The sequence below is a fragment of the Rhodococcus sp. H-CA8f genome (genome assembly GCF_002501585.1).
Classification (GTDB): Bacteria; Actinomycetota; Actinomycetes; order Mycobacteriales; family Mycobacteriaceae; genus Rhodococcus_F; species Rhodococcus_F erythropolis.
In genome coordinates, this window is the sequence record NZ_CP023720.1 from 1,103,972 (window position 1) to 1,125,898 (window position 21,927).

Genomic DNA, 21,927 nt, shown 5'->3' on the forward strand with positions numbered 1-21,927 from the left:
ACCCTACGGCCGAATTACTTCGACGCACGCAATTGGAACTTGAGAACCTTGCCGGTCGGGGTGCGAGGAAGGTCGAGTGGAAAGACGATGTCGCGGGGAACCTTGTACCCGGCCAGCAATGCACGGGTGTGCTCGACGATGTCTTCGGCGGAAGCCTGTAATCCCTTGCCCAGCACCACGAATGCCTTCGGGCGCTCGCCCCACTTCTCGTCGGGAACGCCGACGACTGCCACGTCGATCACGGCAGGGTGACTCATGATCGCCTGCTCCACCTCGACGGTGGAGATGTTCTCACCGCCCGAGATGATGATGTCCTTCGCGCGGTCCTTGAGCTGGATGTAACCGTCGGGATGCATGACGCCGAGGTCGCCGGAATGGAACCAACCACCGGCAAATGCTTCGGCGGTCGCGGCCTCGTCACTGTAGTAACCGAGCATCACGTTGTTGCCGCGGAGCACGATCTCACCCATGGTCTGGCCGTCGGCGGGAACGTCGTTCATCTCGGCATCGACAACGCGAGCATTTTCGGCCTGCACCATGCCGACTCCCTGACGGGAGAGAAGTGCGGCGCGCTCGGACTGCGGCTTGTCGTCCCAGGCTTCCTGGTACTCGCAGATCGTGTACGGGCCGTATACCTCGGTGAGACCGTAGACGTGGACGACGGTGACACCGATGTCTTCGAGTTTTCCGATGATCGTCGGTGACGGGGGAGCGCCGGCGGTGGTGATGCGCAGGGCTTCGACCTTGTGGGCCTGGTCTGCGTCGGCGATGGTGGAGCAGACGGTAGGAGCGCCGCACAGATGCGTCACGCCCAGATTGTCGATGGCGTCCCAGATCGCGTCGGCGCGGACCGCGCGCAGGCAGATGTGTGTGCCTGCGGCCTGAGTGACGGCCCACGGCGTGCACCACCCGTTGCAGTGGAACATCGGCAGTGTCCACAGATACTTCGTCGCTCCGTCGAAGCCGTTGTGGAATGTCTCGCCGAGCGAGTTCAGGTATGCCCCGCGGTGGGAGTACATGACGCCCTTGGGTTTTCCGGTGGTGCCAGAGGTGTAGTTGATGGCGATGCACTGCTGCTCGTCGTCGACGCCCCAGTACAGTGGCTGATCGGCGAGAGCTTCACCTTCGGCAATCAGATCGGCGTACTGCCCGGTGACGATTCCGGTGGGGACCTCCGGGTAGGGCACGGTGGAGTCCGGGATCTCGATGATCTCGCGCAGGCTCGTCACGTTCGCCTTGGATGAGGTGACCGAGCCGACGAATTCGGAGTCGACGAACAGGATCGTGGTTCCCGAGTGATCGAGGATGTACTCGAGTTCGGGACCGGCGAGGCGTGAGTTCAGGGCGATCAGGACTCCGCCGGCGAGTGGGACGGCAAAATGCGCGAACAGCATCTCGGGAACGTTCGGCGCCAGGTACGCAACGCGGTCACCGGGCTGAATGCGTTGACGCAGGACGCGGGCCAGCGCTGCGACCTCGTCACCGAACTCTCGGTACGTGTAGCTCCGGTCGCCGTGAATGACGGCGGTGCGATCGGGGAACACCGCAGCGCTGCGCTCGAGAAAGCGCAGCGGACTGAGCGGGGTGTTGTTGGCTGCGAGAGCTGTCGAGACAGACACGGTTCCTCCGAAGGCGACGTGACACGGTTGGTGTCACGGTAGTTGTGATCGGCACTACAAATGGCCTGGATGCACGCTATTGCCCAGTCAAAGGTGCCGCTACCCTCTGAATTGGGTATGTGGAGGTGAGAGTGAGCAGGGTACTGAGACCGAGCGACGACGACGCGTTGCGCGCCGAACTGCGTCGACTGCACCCCCGAACCGAGTTGCCGGTTCTGTTCGGCGGTTGTGTCGACGACCGGTCGCTGACCATCACCGGCTACGTCGGGACTCGTAGCAACATCCTGCGAAATTTGAAGATCGACGCCGAATGCGGACTCGGTGGTCGTGCGATCGCAGAACAACGACCGGGCGCGGTGCAGGACTACGCGAACTCGTCGCACATCACCCATGACTACGACTACGAAGTAGGCACCGAAGCCATCGAATCCTTGATGGCAGTCCCGATCGTCGTACGCGGGGTTACTCGCGGAGCGATCTACGGAGGACTGCGCGCCAACCTGCCGATCGGCGACGTGATCGCCGAGACGATGATGCGATCGTCGTACGCGTTGGCCCGCGAATTCGAGATTCGCGACGAAGTGGATCGTCGGGTGGCGATGCTCGATACCGCTGCGGTGGAACACGGTTCGAATCGCGATGCCCAGATATCCGAAGGGTTGACCGAGAGCGTCCTGGCGCTCGGCGAGATCGCGGCGAACCTCGAGGACATGGCTCTCAGCGCGCAGGTCCGCGCCGTCGAGGCAAAGTTGCGGGCGTTGGCGTCGCCGAAACCTTCCGCGAACACTCCAGTCGCGAACACCGTTGTCCTGTCGCCCCGCGAGCGGGAGGTGATGGGCTACGTAGCTCTGGGACTGCGCAATGCCGAGATCGCCGAGAGGTTGTCCCTGAGCGTCGAAACGATCAAGACGTACATGCGGAATCTGATGGGAAAACTCGACGTCCGCAGTCGGCACGAAGCAGTTGTGGAAGCGCGGCGGCAGGGCTTGATTCTGTAAGGCTGAATCGGTGGGCCGGTCCCGCCAAGCGGAATTTCAAAGCTACGCCTTCGCCATGGTTGGTATGACGGACCTCACTATCGGCAGAGTTCGACACGAGTGATGAGGGCATCGATGCAGGATTTGTTCGACAACAACGACATGACCGGCCTGGCCGAGGCGATCAGGAGCGGTGACGTCTCCGCCAAGGAAGTTCTCGAGTTCAGCCTGGACAGACTCGACGAGCGCAACCCGGCAGTCAACGCGGTGATCAGTGAGCGTCGCGAGGAGGCACGCAACGAGGTATCAGGCGGCTTGCCGGAAGGTCCACTGCACGGCGTCCCGTTCGTGATCAAAGACCTGGGCATGGACGTCGCAGGATTGCCGAGCACCAACGGATCTCGATTGTTCGCCGACGCTGTGGCAGAAAAAGATTCGACGCTCGTGGAGCGATACCGTGAGGCCGGTCTGGTTGTCATCGGCAAGACGAACACACCGGAGTTCGGTAAGAACGCGAGTACCGAACCTGCGCTGTTCGGGCCCACCCGCAACCCTTACGCCCTCGATCGTTCACCCGGCGGATCTTCGGGTGGCACGGCTGTAGCGGTTGCCGTCGGGATCGTGCCCGGCGGCCATGCCAGTGACGGCGGTGGATCGATCCGCATTCCCGCATCGGCCTGTGGCTTGGTAGGCCTCAAGCCCAGCCGCGGACGCACTCCGACGGCACCGGCGCGCACGCTGTTCTCGTCGCCGATGAGTGTTCATCACGCACTCACCCGAAGTGTCCGCGACACTGCGCTGCTTCTCGATCTGTCCGCCGGGCCGACAGTGGGCGATCCTTACGTGATCCTGGCGCCGAGGCGGCCGTACATCGAGGAAGTGGGCGCGGATCCCGGACGGTTGCGGATTGGTCTGAGCAACGTGCTGCCGGACGGCACCCCGGTGGACCCGGAGTGCGCGGCGGTCACAACCAGTGTTGCCGGCCTGCTCGAAGAACTCGGTCACGATGTCACCGAGGGCGCCCCGAACTTTCCGCTCGATGCCCTTACTGCCGGACTTTCCGTGTTGATGGGCATTCCGATGACGATCGAGGTCGATGAACGACTGGAGACACTGAACCGCGCAATCCGCGACGACGACCTCGAACCGATGGCTCGGATGATCTACGACCGCGCGAAGTCCGAAAGTGCGACGAACGTCGTCAAGGCATTGCAGGAACTCGAGCGGGCAGCCCAGGTGATCGGTGCGTTCTTTGTCGATCACGACCTGTTGCTGACGCCGACGATGGCTCGACCGGCAGCTCCGCTCGGTCTGCTCGACACGGCAAATCCCATGTCGATCTGGGAGCATTCGGCCGGGTACAGCGGCTTGACCAGTCCGTTCAACAGTTCAGGTCAGCCCGCGATTTCCTTGCCGATGGGTCATGACTCGGCCGGCGTCCCTATCGGTGTGCAGTTGGTCGGAGCGTTCGGGCGTGAAGATTTGCTGATCCGGGTTGCGTCGCAGCTCGAGGTGGCGTGCCCGTGGAGCATTGCCCCGGTGTGGCCACCCGTCCCGGCGTAGCCCCGGCACCGTCGAAGAGTCGAGAGCACCGTACTTTTCACCCGTCGAGGGTGAATGTGGGCCGTCCCGAAACGCATACAGTTCGGAAGGACAGCCCTATCCGGTATCGGTGAAGGAGTCTCTCGATGAGCCAGTTCCAACCAGACAGTCCGGCGACTCCCGCCGTCAATGCAAAACGACTGTGGGCGGGCGGGGCCGCAACTGCGCTCGTCGCGGCCCTGGCCGCGGTCGTCGGACTACTGATCGTGCGGGGAATCCTCGACACTCCGGTCATCACACCGGAGCGGATGCCGGGGAATTCCCAAGCCGGCTCGCTTGCTCTCAGCGCCGCGATCGCAGCGCTGGTCGCTACCGCACTTCTGCATGCGTTGATGGTGTCGACGCCACGTGCGTCGAACTTCTTCGCGTGGATCGGAATCCTCGCAACGATCGCCACCGCGCTGTGGCCGTTCACGATCGCAGCGACTACCGCATCGCGAGTCGCCAGCGCCGCAATCTACTTCGTCGTCGGCATCGCGATCGTCTCGTTGCTCACCGGGGTCGCAGGGTCCGCGCAGACCACTCGCCGTATCGGCGTGTGATGGAGTATCGACCGTGAACGGGGTGGTTCCGCAAGCACAACGGCGCACATTGGCGGAGCTCGACGAAAAGCTCAATTTCTCGGTGGGGGACCGAGATTCGAAGCGATCCGCCTTCTGGGTGATGCTGACGCTGTCTGCCGTGATCGCCGTGGCCGGTGTCGTGGGCGATTCCACGGCAACCGTCATCGGAGCGATGATCGTCGCTCCCTTGTCGACGCCGATTCTCGGGGTCGGGCTGGGCATCACAACTGGCCAAGGCGCTTTGGTGGGGCGGAGCCTGGTCTATGTCGTCGGTGGTATCTGCCTCGTCGTCGTATTGGGTGTCGCGTTCGCTCAGGTATTGCCGAATCCCTCCAACGTGCTGACCAATTCCCAAGTGCTTGGGCGTACTTCGCCGACGTTGATGGACTTGACGGCAGCACTTGCGACCGGTCTGGTCGGGGCCATCGCGATCGCGCGCAAGGATGTCGGCGACGTACTTCCCGGTGTTGCCATCGCAATTTCGCTTGTCCCACCGTTGGCGGTGGTAGGTGTCTGTCTCGGCTCGGGGTCACCGAGTTTGGCGGTGGGCGCGTTTGTACTGTTCGCATCGAACGTGGTTGCCATGATCATCACCGCGACAGGCGTGTTCGTCGCAGCTGGGTACGCGCGCGACGCCGGGATCTTGAAGACGTCGCGGCGGCGGGCATACCTCGTGCTTGCCGCTCTGTTGATCGTCGTCGCGATTCCGATGGTCGGCAACTCCCTGTCGTCGTTGTGGGCGAGACAGATCGGGAGCGCGGCGCAACAGTGGCTCGCAGACACTCCGGGAGCCGAGGTCACCGATGTCACCTGGCAGGGCAGCACCGCCACCATCGACGTGCTCGGCCCGGAAACCCTTCCTCCACTGGATGAACTGGAGGCATCGATCGACGCACTGATTCCGTGGAACCCGGACGTGCAGATCGTCCATACCGTCGGGACGAGGATCGCGGCGGGGTGAGGTCAGGCGATAACGCGAATCGGCCACTGGCCGTTGACGTCTCCCACGTCCCGGCCCTGGCTGAGTAGGTACTCGGCGAAATCACGCTGGCGCTCGGCGTGCCAATCGGCTTGATCGACCATGAGATCGAGCCCCAGGAGGTCGGGGAACCGCACGGCCAACTCGCGGGCCAACGCCGCCGCCGCTTTGGCATCGGCCTCGGCTTCGTGCGCCGACTCCAATGAAATTCCGTAGTGCTCGCACACGGCCGCAAGCGTTCGCTTGCCCTTGCGGAACGTATCCATCGCCCGATCGATCACGTACGGATCAATCACCAACCCGGGAACGAATGCGGGCTTGCCGATGCGCAGACCCTCGGCATGCATGACCGTCAGATCATAGGAGGCATTGAACGCCACGACGGCGTGATCGCGCGCCCAGGAATTATGCAGAGCATCGCGAATCTCTTCGTAGCCCTCGGCGTAGTTCTGGCCGTGCCGCGCCGCGTACTCGGTGCTGATTCCGTGAATAGCCGAAGCGTCGGCGGGGATATCGACGCCGGGATCGAGTAACCACGTGCGTGTTTCGACATTCGAACCGTCGATGACCGCGACGCAGGCACTGACGATGCGAGCGGTCGACGGATCCCGCCCCGTGGTCTCGAGGTCGAACGCGCAGATCGGGCGATCGGACCAGCTACTCATCGGGGGCCTTTCGGTGCAGAACGTCATGTCCGAATCACTATGCACCTCCCTACCGACAGAAACGACGAACAGCCACCTCCGCCGGGTGAAGGTGGAGGTGGCTGCTGCGTGACTGTGTGGACCTACAGAGTCTCGGTTCCGACCGTGAAGCGATCCATGACGTCTTCACGTGGAGTCACACCGAAGCCCGGTCCCTGCGGCACGGCGATGTGGCCGTCCTCGATGACAAACGGTTCGGTGATGTCCTCCTTGTAGAAGCGATCGGACGCCGAGATGTCGCCGGGCAGCGTGAACCCGTCCAGCGCCGCGAGGGCCGCGTTGGCGGCGCGGCCGATTCCGGTCTCGAGCATTCCGCCGCACCACACCGCGATACCGTGTGCCGAGGCGAGATCGTGGATGCGCTTGGCTTCCAGATATCCACCGACACGGCTCGGCTTGATGTTGATGACCGAAGCGGCACCGAGCGTGATGGCATCCGCCGCATCCTTGGCCGACTCGACCGACTCGTCGAGGCAGATCGGAGTCGAGAGGGACTGGGCGAGCTTGGCGTGCTGCACCAAATCGTCCTCGGCCAGCGGCTGTTCGATGAGGAGCAGTGCGAATTCGTCCAGGCGACGGAGCAACTGCGCGTCGACGAGGGTGTACGCGGCATTTGCGTCGACCTGCAGAGGAACGTCGTAGCCGAACTCCTTGCGCACCGCAGCCACGGGAGCGATGTCCCAGCCCGGCTTGATCTTCAGCTTGATTCGCACGTACCCCTGCGACAGATAGTTGCCGACGGTCTCTAGCAGCTGAGGGATGCTGTCCTGGATGCCGACGGACACTCCCGAGGGAACTCGCGTGCGAGTGGCACCGAGGTACCGAGCGAAAGACTGTCCGCGAGCGCGCAATTCAGCATCGAGAATTGCCATTTCGATAGCCGACTTGGACATCTGGTGGCCCACGATGTGGTGAAGTACGCTGCCGACCGTCTCGGCCGAGAGCGGCTGATCCGACTGCGACTTACGTAGCGTCGGAACGAGATACTCGCGAAGCATCGCCCGCGCACCAGCGGTGTACTCCGAGTTGTAGTACGGATCGCTCAGCGAACCGCACTCGCCCCAGCCGACAGTCTCCACCGGACCGTTGGGGCCGTCGGTGGTGCCGCTCACCTTCAGGACGAGGGTGTTGCGCTCGAGCTGGGTGCTGAATGACGTGGTGAAGGGGGAGACGAGAGGGATGCGCAGTTCGCGCAATTCGACGGACTCAATGTGCATGGACTTGCTCTTCTCCGGTTGTCTCGCAGATTTTCGTGAACGTGTAATAGCCGCTGGGGTCGAAGCCGGTCGATTGCCATTCCTTCGAGGCGATCAGTGGTTCGAGGTACTCGCGAAGCGCGTGTCGCCAGGCAAAGGCAGAGGCGCGGTCGACTGTTCTCAGATGCTCGATGTCTCGGGGTATTCCGACTGCGATATCGATGCAGTCGGGTGGGATCGGGAGCATTCGAGGCGTACCGTCCTCGGTGGGTTGAAGCACCTTGAATGTATCATTCACGGCCACAGCAGAACTCGGAGATCCATCGACGTCGAGATCCCAACTGACGAGCATACGATCGCTGGCGTCGCCTGCGTTGATGCCGTCTGCCATCGAACCGTAGAAATCCGGGTTGTATTCGGTCGGTGCGGCACCGAGACGCTGAATGTTGAAATAGGCATTTCGTGCGACCAGTGGATCGAAGGTCCACCGGATCGTCCTGACACCGCGCTCGATGCACCAGTCTCGCTGATGATGCTTGAGGGCGCGGCCGATTCCCTTGCCTGCGTGTCCCGGTAGTACTCCGGCGATGTGTGAGTGCAGAACCTCGCCGAGAGGCTCGACGAAGAATCCGACACAACCACCGATCATTTCGCCTTCGGAAAAGGCTCCCACCACGTAGTGACCACCGTGATGAAGCGCAACCAACATCGCCGTGCCGAAATGAGCCGGTCCGGGGCTGGTAGCCCAGATCTCATCGAAAACGGCGGATAGATCGGCTATTTCGCGATTGTCGACCAGCTCTCGAAACTCAACCGCTTTGCTTTTCGACACGAGGGCCCCCTTCAGACGTGATCGAACGAATAAGGCCCGCAACCAACGCCGTCCTCGGGGCGATCGCGGACACGAGCGCATGCTCGGTCTCGGCGTGTGCACCGCCGCCGACGCCACCGAGGCCGTCGAGGGTGGGGATACCGATACCGGCAGTGAAGTTTCCGTCCGAGGCTCCGCCTACGGCGAGCCCGACGGGAGGAGTCAGATCATGCTCGAGCGCAACACGTTCCGCTAACGCCAGCAACGGTGCGGACATCGTCGCTTCGAGAGGTGGACGGTTGACGCCACCCGAGACCGTGACTACGGCTTCAGGGTGGATTGCCTGCAGGGCTCGGATATTCGCATCGACCCGTTCCTGCTCGGCAGCGCTGGTTGCGCGCACGTCCACATCGACAAAGGCTTCTGCCGGAACGGTGTTGGTGGTGGTTCCGGCCGAAATGACAGTCGGGGTGACGGTGGTTGCCTGCGCCGGCGAGGACAAGTCGTTGACCGCGATCACGAGACGAGCCAGTTCTACTGCAGCATTGATGCCCTTTTCCGGCTCCAGCCCGGCGTGCGCGGCGCGACCGGCAACATGGATCCGATACAGCGACACTCCCTTGCGGACAGTCTTCAGTTCGCCGCCGTCACCGCCGGCCTCGAGAACCAGTACCGCGCCCGCCGCGAGTTTCTCGATCAGTGACCGCGACGTGGGCGAACCGATTTCTTCGTCACCGGTGACCAGGAGTGTGATTCCGTCGAGTGCATCGTCCCCGTGCAACTCTCGGACGATGGCGAGGGCGTGGATTGCCTGAACGACACCAAGTTTCATGTCGAGGCCACCCGGACCTCGAAGTGCGCCGTCGGTGACCGCTGCGGGTAGGCGCGTCAGGGTTCCGATCGGCCACACGGTGTCGTGGTGACCGAGCAGCATCAGCCGCGTCGGTGAGCTGCCGAAACGGGTCACCAGATGGGTTCGGCCTTCCGTCACTATCGACTCCGGTGTCACTCCGAGTCGTTCGTGGACAAGGTCTGACGTCCACTTCGCGCTGCGGGCAACAGCTTCGAGATCGTGCGACGGCGACTCGACTTCGATGAGCGCGATGGCGTCCTCGAGGATCTGAGGAAGTTGGCGCTCGGCCAGATCGCGGAGAATGGTCATCGGTTGTTCACTCGCGGATACGCGCGGCTTCCGACGTGTAGCAATTGTGTACTCCCGGTGTCGGAGAAAGTGATCCGGATCCAACCCGCTGATTGAGGTAGTTGGGTCGCGAATACTCCAGGCTGAACTTCGATCAGGCTGAGAGAGACGGACTCTGCGCTTTCGGCGTTGACCGAAGGGTCGATGTGGTCAGTGCGGCGGGCGGTCAAGGAACTCCCGGTTCTTTCCAGGACGAAATCGGCAGCAGCATCGCGGTACAGACCGCACAGCGCATCGAGTTCCTCAGGTGAGGACGTGGTGCGGGCGGCGGGGTCTCCAGGCGAAAATGCCGGTGTCACGGCGACGCCGCCGATGGAACCGATCACTTCGGTGAGAAGGTCGCCCGAGAGAGCGTCCATCGCACCGCCGTTGGCCATCAGGACTACCGCAATGCCGCAGGACGGGACCACCCGCAAGAAGGACTGCTGTCCGAGGGTTCCACCGTTGTGACCATGCGCCAGCACCCCGTCCCAATTGTGCAGCAGCCACGTGGTTCCCATGATGTCTGCAGACGACACGTCTCCGATCTGGCGGCGCTCCTCGAGCATCGCCAGATGGGTGGACCGCTGAAGCAGAATCGGATCCTCGCGCATCGAATCCTGCGCGAACAGAAGAAGGTCCTCGGCGGTGCTGTTGATGAGACCGGCGGGGCCCATCGAGCGAGGGATGAGGAATTGTGGTGTCTGCGCGAGATTGTCGGCACCGCCGACATGCCCGACCGCAGCGCGGTGCAGTGCCGTCTCCTCGGGCAAGGTCGTGGTCTTGGTCAGGCCGAGCGGCTCGATGATCCGCTCACGCAGAACCGCGTCCCAACTCTTGCCTCGGAGAACCTCGATGATTCGTCCGGCGATGACGAAGCCGGTGTTGCAGTACGACCAATCGGTACCGGGTGCGAAGAGCTGCACCGTCGATGCCAGGGCTGCGACGTATCGCTCGACGCAGTCGTCGCCGCGTCCGCCGTCGATGAAGACGTCACCGTCGATGCCACTGGTGTGAGTCAACAGGTGGCGAGTGGTGACCGTTTCAGTGGCTACCGCGTCGGCAACTGCGAAGCCCGGCAGAATGTTCCGGACAGGCGAGTCGAGGTCCAGTAATCCTTCTTCGACGAGTTGCATGATCAGGGTGGCCGTCCAGACCTTGCTGATCGAACCCATCTGGAACAACGTGTCGGGAGTGGCCGCGACACCGGTGCGGGTACTGACGACACCGGACGTCACCACGGTGCGGTCGAAACCGCTGCGGGTAGTGGTCAGAATTCCGAGCGAAGCACCGGGTACCCCGTACTTCGCGCTCAGGGTGTCGAGTCGGTACTGCCAGTAGTCGGGATCGACCGTCGTCAGTGCCGGCGTAGGCGAGAGATGACGTTCGATCCAGTCGACGAGACGGGTGCTGTAATCCAGACGGTGGGAGGGGCGACCCGTCAGCACAAAGGCATGCGACGCGCCCGGGAAGACCACCAGTTCGGTCGGGGTGCCGGCCAAACGCAGTCCACCGAACCACTGTTCTGCCTGGTTGACCGGGCAGCGGACGTCGCTACCGCCGTGAAGTATCAGCGTCGGTGTCGTCACCTTGGAGACTCGCCCCAGCGGCGAAAGTTCCTGTACCCGAGATGACTGCGGGTCGAATTCGACCGTCTGCAGCAAGATGCCTTCGTCCGAGGGGCCCGCCGTGTTCGCGATGTCGCAGACAAGGCCGCCAGCGACTGCGACGGCAAACCGATCGGTGACGGACGTCAGGGCGCACGTCATGAATCCGCCGTAGCTGTAGCCCGTGAGCACCAGTTGCTTCGGATCGGCCATCCCTTCGGCGACAAGGGTTTCGACTGGTTCGAGCAGGTCGGCGCGATCCGCCTCACCCCAACCGTCACGCACACCGTCGAAGAACTCGTTGCCGTAGCCGTCGCTTCCCCGCGGATTGATCATCAAGACCGTGTATCCGAGCGCGACCAGTTCCGCGTGGTACGCGTGCATCGGGGTGGGTGTACCGGTCCAGGCATTGTGTGGTCCGCCGTGGACGTCCAGAACCAGCGGACCGGCGCCCGTGACGTTCGGGTCGCGCAAGATCCAACCCTGAACACGGGTGCCGTCGCTGATGTCGAACCAACGCTCGGAGGCGACTGGAAACGCGACGGAAGTTGTCAGTTCCGTGTTCAATTCGGTGACGGTTTCGACTGCACGAGTCTCGAGGTCGATGACGGCGACCTCACCGAAGGACGTCGCCGTTGCAAGCGCGACGACGGCCTTCTCGGACGTCAGGGCAAGACCGAAGACCACTGTCTGTTCTCCGGTGAGAAGTGGTGAGACGGAGCCTGATCCGAAATCGACCTTGTGCAGTTCGGTGGAGCCGTGGTTGCGGATGCAGAAGACGATGTCGCCGTCGGCGGTGAAACACGGTGCGCCACCGGGATAACCGGTCCCGCCAGGCATGACGTTTCGGTCGAGTTCGGATGTCAGACTGCGGTCTTCCACTCGCTGGTCGCGGTGCAGGACAAGAAGTTCGTTGTTGTGAATGATCGGCGTGTGCCAACCGACTGCTACGACGGCGTCGCCGACAGGTGTCCACGTAAGTGGTCCGGCGATGCCGCGTGCGTGCCCCAGCATCCGCGGAGCCGAGGCGAGATCAGTCAGCGATACGGTCCACGCGGAGCTCGCCCGTGTCAGATCGGCATTGCCGTCCATCGCCGCGGTGAAAGCAAGTTCGGTGCCGTCGGGGCTGTACGCGGGATGCGAAGCGTCCCAATCGCCGTCCGTCAGTTGCCGAAGCGAGCCGGCGGCCAGATCGAACTCGAACAAGTGCGCCCGAACGCTGCCCCGGACACCGGATCCGTCGACCTTGTAGTTGAGGCGTTTCGCCACCAAGAGGTGTGACGATCCGGCGGCAGTGCGGTCGACCGGGGCACTGAAGGCGATTCGAGCACCGTCGGGAGAGAACACTGGTGCCCCAGCGCCGAGCGGGAGCTGCGCCGTGGTGGTCATCTGAACGGCGGGCCCGCCGGTGGCGTCGACCTTCCACAGTTGCGGTGTGCCCGAGGAATCCGGCCGAACGAAGACCAACAGCGTGGAAACGGGATGCCATGCCGGCGAGGTGTCGGCAGGTCCCGCGGTGAGCTGTAGTTGCGGGGAAGCCAACCAGATCGAGTGCTCGTTGGTATCCGCGGCCGGATTCGCTTCGGTACGTACGTATGCAATGCGTCCCGACGCCGAGACGGCGATGCTGGTCGGTGTAACCACGGACGCGTAATCCTGGATTCTCGCCGAACGACGTTCTTCGGCACGGGCTACGGCAGCGGGGGAGTCGAGAGTGGTCGGCGTTGTCATTGGAACATCGGCTCCCCGAAGGTCGGGATCGCGGACAACAGCTTTGCCGTGTACGGCTCCTTGGGCGAATCGATCACGTCGAGAACCGGCCCGTGTTCGACGATCTCGCCGCCGAGCATGACTGCGACGTGGTCACAGACATAGCGGATCACCGCCAGGTTGTGACTGACGAATAGAACCGTCAGACCTAGCTGCTTCTGCAGATCCACCAACAGATTCAGAACCGCGCCCTGCACGGACACGTCCAGAGCGGAGGTGATTTCGTCTGCAAGCAGAACTGCCGGTGCGGCTGCCAATGCCCGCGCGAGGGCAACGCGTTGGCGCTGACCACCAGACAACGACGACGGGTATTCGTGCGCCTTCTCCACCGGCAGTTGGACGGTGGTGAGGAGTCGAGCCACCTCGGCAGCGCGGTCGCCGCGGCTGCGGCGAGCTTTGTCACGACGCTCGGTGGACCGCAGCGCCTCGGCGAGTGACTGGCCGATGGTCATTCGCGGGTCGAGGCACGAGTACGGATCTTGGAAGACCATCTGGATCCGGTGGCGCAGACGAGCCGTCGCGCCGCGGGCGTGAGCGACGTCCACACCGTCGAGAAGGATCTGGCCGGAACTGGGCTCGGCCAAGCCGACAGTTGCTCGCGCCAGTGTCGACTTTCCGGAACCCGATTCACCGACGAGACCGACCACCGATCCGGAGGGGATGTCGAGATTGATGTTCTTGACGGCGTGGAATTTTTTCGAACCGCTACCGAGGTGGACGTTGACGTCACGGAATTCGAGCCTGCTCATCGGATCTCCTCTGCAACAGCCAACAGTTCTTCCAACTCGATGTCGGCGGTGCTCTCCTCGGCGTCGAGGCTCTCCACCTGCCAGGCTTCGTCGACGGTGGCAAGCGGCTTGTCGCGATCGGTGCTCATGGTGGGGACCGCGGCGATCAGCGCGCGGGTGTACGGATGCTTTGCACGACCGGCAATCAGATCGTCGACTGCGATGTCTTCGACGATTTCGCCGGCAAACATGACCAGGACACGGGTGCACATGCCGGTGATGACGGCCATATCGTGTGAGATGAGAAGGATTGCGGCGCCGGTTTCTTCGCGAACCTCGTGGAGCAGCCCGAGAACCTCACGCTGAACGGTCACATCGAGCGCAGTGGTGGGTTCGTCCGCGATGATCAGAGCGGGCTTGCCCATCAGACCCATGGCGATCATCGCGCGCTGACGCATACCGCCGGAGAACTCGTGGGGGTACTGCTTCGCACGCCTGGGCGCGTCGGGGATCTTGACGGCGTTCAGTCGCTCGACTGCCGCCTTCTTCGCGTCGACCTTGCTCATACCTTCGTGGAGCCAACCGATCTCGGCGACCTGGTATCCGACCTTGAGAGACGGATTCATGGACGACATCGGATCCTGGAACACCATCGCCATACGTGTGCCGAGTTGGCGGGCAACCTTGCGCGAAGCCGCGTTGTCCGGCCGCTTCCCGTCCTTCATCAGCACGGTGCCGTCGAACTCGATGAGCCCGGCGTCGACCACGGTGGGGTGGTCGGTCAGCTGCGCGATTGCCATGCAACTCAGTGACTTTCCGGAGCCGGATTCACCGACGATGCCCACGGTTTCGCCGCGATGAACTGTAAAACTGATGTTGTCGACGGGGCGACGCCAGTCGTCACCCGCGGGGACTGCGACGGACATGTTGCGGACGGTGAGAACTGCGTCCTCGTCGCTGGGCGCCGAATCGGCCTGGGCAGTTTTCCGGTTGATCGGCTTCCACTTCGGCAGGCGACTGCTGATCGGGCTGCGAACTCCCGCGCCGCGAGCAATGGCCTCGCCGAGCAGCGTGAAGGTCAAGCCGGCGAGCACGACGGCGATGCCGGGGGCAAGTGCGGTGGCCGGGTTGACGAAGATCTTCGACAGACCTTCGTTGAGCATCCGGCCCCAGTCGAATGCAGGCGGCTGAATGCCCAAGCCGAGGAACGAGAGTCCGGCGAAGACCACCAGGCCGCTGCCGACAGCGATGCTGGCATTGACGATGAGTGGTTCACGGATATTGGGGAGAATGTGGCGGAACAGCAGCCCCGGCTTGGTGACCCCGAGGATGCGTGCTGCGTCGATGAAGTCGCGTCCGTTGACCGACGAAGCCAGTGCGTACGTCAACCTCGCGAACGGCGAGGCCAGGGCGAGGCCGATGGCGATCACCGCGCTGCCCGCACCCTGTCCGAGAACGACCAACAGGAAGATCGCGAGGAGCAGTCCGGGGAACGCGATGGCGAAGTTGAGGAATGCCACGACCATTCGTCCGACCCAGCGGGGAGCGAGCGTCGGGAGCGTACCGAGTATCAGGCCAATTGTGACACCGAGTGCGACGGCTCCGAGAGCCATGAGCACCGACAGTCTCGCGGCGGTCATCGTGCGGGCGAAGACGTCACGCCCGCCGGCGTCGGTGCCGAAGATGTGCTCGGAACTCGGTCCCTGAGAGAGTGCCTTCGGGTTGGCTGCGACAGCGGCGTCACCCCAGATCATCGGTCCGAAGATGACGAGGGCGATCAGAGCGGTCAGGAAGGTGAGGGCCAGGATTCCCAATGGGGTGCGGAACGTTCCGACGATCCAGTGTCGTCGCGGGGGCGTCTTGGGGGCCGCAGTGGGGGCCGTAGGTGAGGTGCTCAACTCAGTTCTCCCGAATTGTGGATCGTGGGTCGATGAGAGCGAGCACCACGTCGACGATGAAATTGATGAGAAGGACGATGGCGCCGTAGATCACGACCAGTGTCTGGGCGAGCGGGTAGTCCTTCTCGGTGATGGACTTGACCAGCGCCATGCCCATGCCGGGCCAGGCGAAGATGCTCTCGATGAGCACGGTGCCGGCAATCAGACCACCCAGGAGGAGTCCGGCGAGCGTCAGCGTCGACGTCATGAGGTTGGGCATTGCATGACGGAAGTAGATTCGTGCCACGGGCATTCGCTTGGCGCGCGCCGTACGGATGTAGTCCATGTCCAACACGCCGAGTGCCTCTGCACGGACGATGCGCGACATCGAGGCGATGGCACCGATCGACATGGCCGCGACCGGGAGGATGTAGCTTTCCGGTCCACCTCGGCCGGCGACGGGCAGAACAGGGAACGTGACGGCAAAGAGGTAGACCAGCGCCGTACCGAACATGAACTCGGGGATCACGGCGATAGTGCCTGACGTTGCGGTGTAACCGATCTCGACTCCGCGTCGTCGACCGTTGCGGGTCAGTGCAGCGAAGATGAGGCCGATCGGAATGCCCAGTAGCAGCACCGTGACGACTGTGAGTACAGCCAGTTCGAGTGTTGCAGGGAGGCGGGACGCGATCACCTCGAAGACCGGAGTCCTCAAGGTGATCGAGTCACCGGGATTCCCGCTCAGCAACCCGCCGACGAATCGGAAGTACTGCTGCCACAAGGGAAGGTCGTAACCGAGCTGAGACCTCGTTGTCTCGACCAGTTCGACCGGTGCGTTCATTCCCAGAGCCAACCGAACCGGGTCGCCCGGAATCAGTTGGAGCATCAGGAACGCCGCAGTCACCAGCGCCCAGAGTGAAATCACGAAGGTGCCGAAACGACGCAGAAGATATGCGGGCCAGCTGTCGGACTCGAGCCACTTTGCTCGAGCCTGAGGCGCCGCTTCTGGTTTCGCGGCTTCAATAGTTTGACTCATGGGCTGTCTTTCCGGAGGGCGGGAACAGATGCAGGGCGGGAAGAGATGCTGAGCGGGAAAACGACTTACTGGTAGAGACGCAACGCAGAACCGGTGAGCGTCTTACCGAATGAGAGTCCGGCCTTGTTGAAGTACACGTTCATGACGGAATCTGCGAAGGGCACGGCCGCGATCGTCTTGGTGAGCTCCGACTCGGCGTCGGCCCAAGCGTCACAAGCGTCGCTACCGGTCAGACCGGAAGCCTTGGTGGCTGCTGCTTCGTAGGCGGGGTTGCTGACCGATCCGAAATTCTTGCCTGCTGCGGGAACCGGCCCGGCAAAGTACGCGGTGAACGTGCTGGGCAGCGAGGAGTTGATCTGGACCCAGGCGATGTCCCAGGCAGAGTTGTCCTTGCCGCTCAGAATGACGTCGATGATCTTGTTCGAGTCACCACCGGTCACCTCGACGTTTGCGCCGAGTTCGGACCACGCCGACTGAGCAAGTTCTGCCGCCGCGTTGCGCGGATCGTCGGTGCCGTCGTACACGAGGCGGAGATTGAGCGGCTTGCCATCCTTGCTTCGCTTGCCGTCAGCGCCGGCAGTCCAACCAGCGCCGTCCAGTGTTGCCTTTGCAGCTGTGAGGTCGAAGTCCGGAATGTTGCCTGCGACAGAGTCGTAGACACAGGCGCGCGGTTCGACGGCGACGAGACTGGTTGCCCGGACCCCGTTTCCGGCGGTGATGACCTGAGTGAGGTCGTCGAGATTGACCGCTTGGATCAGCGCCTTGCGCACTGCCGGATCACTGGTGGGGTTGCTGGCGATCTGGTTGAAGTACATCTGGCCTGCGGGCACCGGCCGGCCAACCGAGTCCAGATTGGCTGCCGCGACTCGGTCCTTGTCCGGCCCGGCGATCGGAGCTGCATTGAGTTCACCCGAGAGAAGCTGATTTGCGGCGGTGCTCACGTTCGGTGCCATGGCGGCGATGACCGTCTTGGGGACGCCGGGGGTATCGGAAGCGGTGCCGTCGGGGCCCCAGTTGTAGCCATCACGTCGCTGGAACGTGTAGTGGTCGTTGGCGGCGACTTCGGTGACTTCGAACATGCCGGTGCCGAGCGACTTCTTGTTCGATGCTGTCGGATCTTTCAGCCCGGCCTCGCACAGGATCGGCAGTCGACCGACGTTGAGAAGCAGGAACGGGCTCGGCGCCGCAGTGGTCACCGTGACGGTGCGCGCTGCCGGATCGGCGGTTGCTGTGGCACCGGTCGGAACGGAGGACCCGCGCAACTGTGAACCGTTGTCCGGATTGGCCACGAAGTTGATGTTGTCCGCGACGGTCTGGGAAGTCAGCGTCGATCCGTCGGTACAGGTCACCCCGTCACGGATGGTGAAGGACGCCGAGGTCGGGGTCTCTTCCCACTTCTCCGCCAACCACGGTCCGACTTCGCTGGTATCGGGATCCTGGTAGATCAGGTAGTCGTAGGCCAAACGAGACAACTCGGCGGTTGCCTGAGAGGCCGACATGATCGGGTTGAGTGCGCCCGGATCGGCCTGCAGGGCGAAACGGAAGGTCCCGTCCGTGGCCGGTTCACCGCCACTGGCGCCCGAGGACGTGCCTCCCGAGCCACAAGCAGACAACACAAGCGTGAGCCCTGCGGCTGCCGCAAGTGTTGGATAGGAGCGGTGTTTCATGGTGCCTCCGGGATGGAGCTGGGGCCCGAGCGAAAAACGTGAGGGCGCGATTGAGTGTTGACTGCTAAATCTTGGCGCATGACGTGACGCGCATCTCTGTCGATCCTCACGAAAATCGGGTCGATTTTCGTCCGCTCCCACGAAAACCGCCTGGATCGGTGAATACCTGTCCGTATACCGACAGCGACCGGCGAAACACGACGATTTCCCCGGTCGCTACCGGCGGTCTACTGGTACAGGCGCAGGGCCGAACCGATGAAATTGCGGCCGAATGCAAGACCCGCATTGTTGAAGTAGAGAGTCGTGATCTTGTCGGCAAAAGGTACCGCCGAGTTTGCTTTGATGATCTCGGACTCAGCGTCTGCCCAAGCGGCACAAGCGTCCTCGCCCGTCAGCCCGGAAGCCTTGGTGACGGCTGCGTCGTAGGCCGGGTTGGAGATCGACGCAAAATTCATTCCCGCAGCGGGCACAGGACCGGAGAGGAAGGGGACCAGCATGCTGGGCAGCGCGACGTTGATCGGCTCCCACACAACATCCCACGCCGTGTTGTCCTTGCCGCTGAGTGCTACATCGAGAATCTTGTTCGAGTCTCCACTGGTGAGTTCAATGGTGGCGCCCAGGTCGTTCCACGCGTTGACCGCGACGTCGGCGGCAGCATCGGTCGCGTCACCGAACGTCTCGTAGACCATCCGAATTCGGAGCGGTGTGCCGTCCTTGCTGCGCTTACCGTCCGCGCCCACCTTCCAGCCCGCAGACTCGAGAGTTGCTGCGGCTGCACTGGTATCGAAGTCCGGCAGGTTTCCGGCGACAGAGTCGTAGATGCAGGCCCGCGGTTCGATGGACACCATCGTGGTCGATCTGGTTCCGCGACCGGCCGTGAAGATCTCGGCGAGGTCGTCGAGATTGAGAGCCTGGACCAGAGCCTTGCGGACGGCAGGATCGCTCGTCGGATTACCGGGACTGTGGTTGAAGAACATCTCGCCCGCCGGAGCAGGCTGCTTGACGGTGTCCAGGTTCGCGGCGTTCATGCGATCCTGGTCGGGGCCGGAAACTGCTGCGGCATTCAGATCGCCGGACAACACCTGGTTGGCCGCTGTGCTGTTGTTCGTGATGATGGACGCGACGACATTCTTGGGTACTCCGGCCGTATCCGAGGTGGTGCCGTCCGGTCCCCAGTTGTAGCCGTCGCGCCGAACGTAGGAGTAATGATCGTTGGCGACTGCCTCTGTCATCTGGAACATGCCCGACCCGAAGGTCGTCTTGTTTGCCGCCGTCGGATCCTTCAACCCGGCCTCGCACATGATCGGTATTCGCGCCAGGTTGAGAAGCAGGAACGGAGAGGGCTCCGGAGTCGTGACCGTCACTGTCCGTGTCGCCGGGTCGGCGGTGGCGCTCGCAGTTGCCGGTGCGTACACCCCGCGGAGAGCAGATTTGTTTGCTGCATTGGTGATGAAGTTGACGTTGTCGGCGACAGTCTGGGCAGTCAGAGCGGATCCGTCGGTACAGGTGACGCCGTCGCGAATGGTGAAGGACGCGGAAGTGGTTGTCTCTTCCCATTTCTCGGCGAGCCATGGCTTGGTGACACCGGTATCGGGATCCGGGTGGAGCAGATAGTCGTAGCTCAGACGCGCCAGCTGGTGCGCCGGCGATGCGGCCGTCATCAGCGGATTCAGAGCGCCGGGGTCGGCCACGAGAGCCAATTTGAAGGTGCCGTCCGTGACGGGTTCACCCCCACCCGAACCCGAACCCGACGAGCCACCCGATGAGCACGCGGTCAGGGCAAGAACGGTGCCAGTTGCCGCAGCCAGCAGTGCGTAGGACCGTTGTTTCATGGTGCCTCCGGAAGGTGTAGTCCCGCCCGAGTGACGCGAGGTCTGTCGGGTCAGGAGCAAAAAACGATTGCTTGAATCCTCACTCAACAAAAGGAGGAGAACATCGTCCGGATTTACGAATGTTTCGTGAGACTTGGTAGATCGCTACAACGCTGTCGGATAGAAGAGACGAAGCTGGAGCATCAGGCTGAATCGAGTTTCCGGATCATCGAGATCGATTCCGGCAATCCCGGCAAGCTTCTTGAGGCGGTATCGAAACGTGTTGACGTGGATGTGAACCAACGACGCAGCCGCCGGAATGTCGCCGAACGTGTCGAGCCAGGCTCGAAGGGTGTCCACGAGGTTGATGTCGTGAGTGCGGTCGTACTCACGCAGTACCGCGAGCGGACCCGACGCGGTCTCGTTCTCGTCCGCCAGGGCGTCGGAGAGGCGCAGAAGTAGGGAATTGATCTGCACGTCGTCGGCGCGCGCGACGGTCCGGCCCGAGGAATTCCACGTCGACCTCAGAACGCGAAGCGCTCGGTCGGCTTCGTCGCGTGACTTCTCCAGCGTCATCACGTCGGCCACTGTCGCACCGATTCCGATGACCACCGACTTTTCCGAACGGGAACGGTCTGCAAACTCCGACGCGATCCGACGCACGTAGTCGTCGTCGGTCTGGTGCCGGGTGTGTGGGATGACGGCGTAGACGGTGCCGCCGATCGCTGCCGCCACCGACAACGGAAATACTTGGTCGAGATAGGTATTGAGTGTCAGGGCCAGTTGATCGACGTCGGCTTCGGCCTCAAACGATGCGCCGGCGCCGCTACGGAAGCCGGCCGCAAGTACGTTTGCTTTCGAGCGGCCGTAGCCCAGTCGCTCGGCCGCTTCCTTGGCCGAAGTGCCGCCACTCAGTAGCGTGATCACCTCGCCCAACCTCAGCCGTCGTGCGGAATCGGCGGCCAGCTTGGCGCGAAGCAAACTCATCGCGGCTACCCCCGCCGCCTCGACGAGCGTTTTGACCTGCAATTCGTTCGGCTCCTCGTCCAAGATCACCCAGATCGAACCGAGGATCTGGGATGCCGCATGTATTCGCATGCCGACCCGGGGCCTGATGCCCGGCCCGATACCCGGTAGAAATACCGGCAGGGTAGAGCCGTAGATCTTGTTGAAGTACCCCATTGACCTGAGCCGGTCGGAATAGTGCTGCGGCACTTGATGTCCGAGGACGCTCTGCTTACGTGCCTCGTCGCCGAAGGCTTGATCCGCCGAAAACGCGAGGATCCGGCTCGACTGATTCTCGATGGTGACCGGGCCGTTCAATACCTGAGCGATCGAGTTGGCAAGATCGAACAGGTCGGCGTCGGCGGCGGACGTGCGGTCCCCGTTGTTGCCGGATTCGAGGATCTCGTTGATCAACGACGCACTTTGCAGCCAGCTTGCATCCTTGACCATTCCCAGTAGTGCGATATCGGCTTCGGCGACCGCCCGTGCGACGCTTTCGTCGACGGCCAATGGCTCCCTGACGATCAGCGCGACGGCTCCGGCCGAACCGTATTCTTTTACTGCAGTGGCAATGTCGGCCGACTCGGCCAGTCCTGCGCCGAGCACGACGGCGCCCGCACTGCCTTGCGTGACTCCGGACCCTTCGTGCAGGGTCACTCGGCTGACAGTGCGGGCGTCGTCGACGGTGTCGCCTCCGCTGAGGAACGTCATTCCCAGTCTGTCGACGATGTCGACGATCGAAACTCCCGTTGGTGTGGTCACCACCACACCTTAGGGGGAGCAGGATCGATCAGT

At 62.8% G+C, this 21,927-nt stretch carries 16 protein-coding genes; 4 read left to right on the forward strand and 12 right to left on the reverse strand.

Features of this window, described 5'->3' with window-relative positions; all coding sequences use genetic code 11:
• Positions 1 to 14 precede the first annotated feature (14 nt).
• Entirely contained in the window at positions 15 to 1,619 is a 1,605-nt protein-coding gene (locus CPI83_RS05325; RefSeq protein WP_097386905.1) for an acyl--CoA ligase family protein, read from the reverse strand.
• 131 nt (positions 1,620 to 1,750) lie between these two features.
• On the opposite strand from CPI83_RS05325, the gene CPI83_RS05330 reads away from it, so the two are divergent.
• The 4 genes from CPI83_RS05330 to CPI83_RS05345 all read left to right on the forward strand — a co-directional run bounded on the left by CPI83_RS05330 (position 1,751) and on the right by CPI83_RS05345 (position 5,722).
• Positions 1,751 to 2,617 (forward strand): response regulator transcription factor, encoded by an 867-nt coding sequence (locus tag CPI83_RS05330; protein WP_020970739.1) that lies wholly within the window; start codon positions 1,751 to 1,753, stop codon positions 2,615 to 2,617.
• Positions 2,618 to 2,731: 114 nt separating this feature from the next.
• Positions 2,732 to 4,159: an amidase gene (locus CPI83_RS05335; protein ID WP_097386906.1), complete on the forward strand. Its 1,428-nt coding sequence runs from the start codon at positions 2,732 to 2,734 to the stop codon at positions 4,157 to 4,159.
• A 125-nt stretch (positions 4,160 to 4,284) separates the two neighbouring features.
• The gene (locus CPI83_RS05340; protein WP_019745239.1) at positions 4,285 to 4,740 is read left to right on the forward strand and encodes a DUF6069 family protein; all 456 of its coding nucleotides are present in this window, start codon (positions 4,285 to 4,287) and stop codon (positions 4,738 to 4,740) included.
• Positions 4,741 to 4,753: 13 nt separating this feature from the next.
• Positions 4,754 to 5,722 carry a TIGR00341 family protein gene (locus tag CPI83_RS05345; RefSeq protein WP_020970736.1) on the forward strand — a complete coding sequence of 323 codons (969 nt, stop codon included), beginning with the start codon at positions 4,754 to 4,756 and terminating at the stop codon, positions 5,720 to 5,722.
• Positions 5,723 to 5,724: 2 nt separating this feature from the next.
• Here CPI83_RS05345 and CPI83_RS05350 read toward each other — a convergent pair whose 3' ends face one another.
• The 11 genes from CPI83_RS05350 to CPI83_RS05400 all read right to left on the reverse strand — a co-directional run bounded on the left by CPI83_RS05350 (position 5,725) and on the right by CPI83_RS05400 (position 21,894).
• Positions 5,725 to 6,405 carry a 3'-5' exonuclease gene (locus CPI83_RS05350; protein ID WP_019745237.1) on the reverse strand — a complete coding sequence of 227 codons (681 nt, stop codon included), beginning with the start codon at positions 6,403 to 6,405 and terminating at the stop codon, positions 5,725 to 5,727.
• 122 nt (positions 6,406 to 6,527) lie between these two features.
• Complete coding sequence (gene menC / locus CPI83_RS05355) at positions 6,528 to 7,661, reverse strand: o-succinylbenzoate synthase (RefSeq protein ID WP_020909062.1); 1,134 nt, start codon at positions 7,659 to 7,661, stop codon at positions 6,528 to 6,530.
• Positions 7,651 to 8,472 carry a GNAT family N-acetyltransferase gene (locus CPI83_RS05360; RefSeq protein ID WP_029256203.1) on the reverse strand — a complete coding sequence of 274 codons (822 nt, stop codon included), beginning with the start codon at positions 8,470 to 8,472 and terminating at the stop codon, positions 7,651 to 7,653. The genes menC and CPI83_RS05360 overlap by 11 nt, the downstream gene beginning before the upstream one ends.
• Positions 8,450 to 9,613, reverse strand: coding sequence for a M20/M25/M40 family metallo-hydrolase (locus CPI83_RS05365; RefSeq protein WP_070386409.1), 1,164 nt, complete (start codon positions 9,611 to 9,613; stop codon positions 8,450 to 8,452). The genes CPI83_RS05360 and CPI83_RS05365 overlap by 23 nt, the downstream gene beginning before the upstream one ends.
• Positions 9,610 to 12,969 carry a serine hydrolase gene (locus tag CPI83_RS05370; RefSeq protein ID WP_097386907.1) on the reverse strand — a complete coding sequence of 1,120 codons (3,360 nt, stop codon included), beginning with the start codon at positions 12,967 to 12,969 and terminating at the stop codon, positions 9,610 to 9,612. The genes CPI83_RS05365 and CPI83_RS05370 overlap by 4 nt, the downstream gene beginning before the upstream one ends.
• On the reverse strand, positions 12,966 to 13,757 hold the full coding sequence (locus tag CPI83_RS05375; protein ID WP_003940215.1) for an ATP-binding cassette domain-containing protein: 792 nt from the start codon (positions 13,755 to 13,757) through the stop codon (positions 12,966 to 12,968). The genes CPI83_RS05370 and CPI83_RS05375 overlap by 4 nt, the downstream gene beginning before the upstream one ends.
• Complete coding sequence (locus CPI83_RS05380) at positions 13,754 to 15,634, reverse strand: dipeptide/oligopeptide/nickel ABC transporter permease/ATP-binding protein (RefSeq protein ID WP_020909058.1); 1,881 nt, start codon at positions 15,632 to 15,634, stop codon at positions 13,754 to 13,756. Before CPI83_RS05380 ends, CPI83_RS05375 begins: the two co-directional genes overlap by 4 nt.
• A gap of 1 nt (position 15,635) precedes the next feature.
• Positions 15,636 to 16,649: an ABC transporter permease gene (locus tag CPI83_RS05385; protein ID WP_019745232.1), complete on the reverse strand. Its 1,014-nt coding sequence runs from the start codon at positions 16,647 to 16,649 to the stop codon at positions 15,636 to 15,638.
• Positions 16,650 to 16,714: 65 nt separating this feature from the next.
• Complete coding sequence (locus tag CPI83_RS05390) at positions 16,715 to 18,316, reverse strand: ABC transporter substrate-binding protein (protein WP_019745231.1); 1,602 nt, start codon at positions 18,314 to 18,316, stop codon at positions 16,715 to 16,717.
• Positions 18,317 to 18,543: 227 nt separating this feature from the next.
• Positions 18,544 to 20,148 (reverse strand): ABC transporter substrate-binding protein, encoded by a 1,605-nt coding sequence (locus CPI83_RS05395; protein WP_020970729.1) that lies wholly within the window; start codon positions 20,146 to 20,148, stop codon positions 18,544 to 18,546.
• Positions 20,149 to 20,292: 144 nt separating this feature from the next.
• Positions 20,293 to 21,894, reverse strand: a complete 1,602-nt coding sequence (locus tag CPI83_RS05400; protein ID WP_097388127.1) for a helix-turn-helix domain-containing protein — start codon at positions 21,892 to 21,894, stop codon at positions 20,293 to 20,295.
• Positions 21,895 to 21,927 lie beyond the last annotated feature (33 nt).

Bases quoted from the DNA above. Each gene is read 5' to 3' on its own strand.
- CPI83_RS05395 (WP_020970729.1), bottom strand. From the start codon at position 20,148: ATGAAACAACGGTCCTACGCACTGCTGGCTGCGGCAACTGGCACCGTT.
- CPI83_RS05340 (WP_019745239.1), top strand. From the start codon at position 4,285: ATGAGCCAGTTCCAACCAGACAGTCCGGCGACTCCCGCCGTCAATGCA.
- CPI83_RS05370 (WP_097386907.1), bottom strand. From the start codon at position 12,969: ATGACAACGCCGACCACTCTCGACTCCCCCGCTGCCGTAGCCCGTGCC.
- CPI83_RS05365 (WP_070386409.1), bottom strand. From the start codon at position 9,613: ATGACCATTCTCCGCGATCTGGCCGAGCGCCAACTTCCTCAGATCCTC.
- CPI83_RS05390 (WP_019745231.1), bottom strand. From the start codon at position 18,316: ATGAAACACCGCTCCTATCCAACACTTGCGGCAGCCGCAGGGCTCACG.
- CPI83_RS05335 (WP_097386906.1), top strand. From the start codon at position 2,732: ATGCAGGATTTGTTCGACAACAACGACATGACCGGCCTGGCCGAGGCG.
- menC (WP_020909062.1), bottom strand. From the start codon at position 7,661: ATGCACATTGAGTCCGTCGAATTGCGCGAACTGCGCATCCCTCTCGTC.
- CPI83_RS05375 (WP_003940215.1), bottom strand. From the start codon at position 13,757: ATGAGCAGGCTCGAATTCCGTGACGTCAACGTCCACCTCGGTAGCGGT.
- CPI83_RS05350 (WP_019745237.1), bottom strand. From the start codon at position 6,405: ATGAGTAGCTGGTCCGATCGCCCGATCTGCGCGTTCGACCTCGAGACC.
- CPI83_RS05385 (WP_019745232.1), bottom strand. From the start codon at position 16,649: ATGAGTCAAACTATTGAAGCCGCGAAACCAGAAGCGGCGCCTCAGGCT.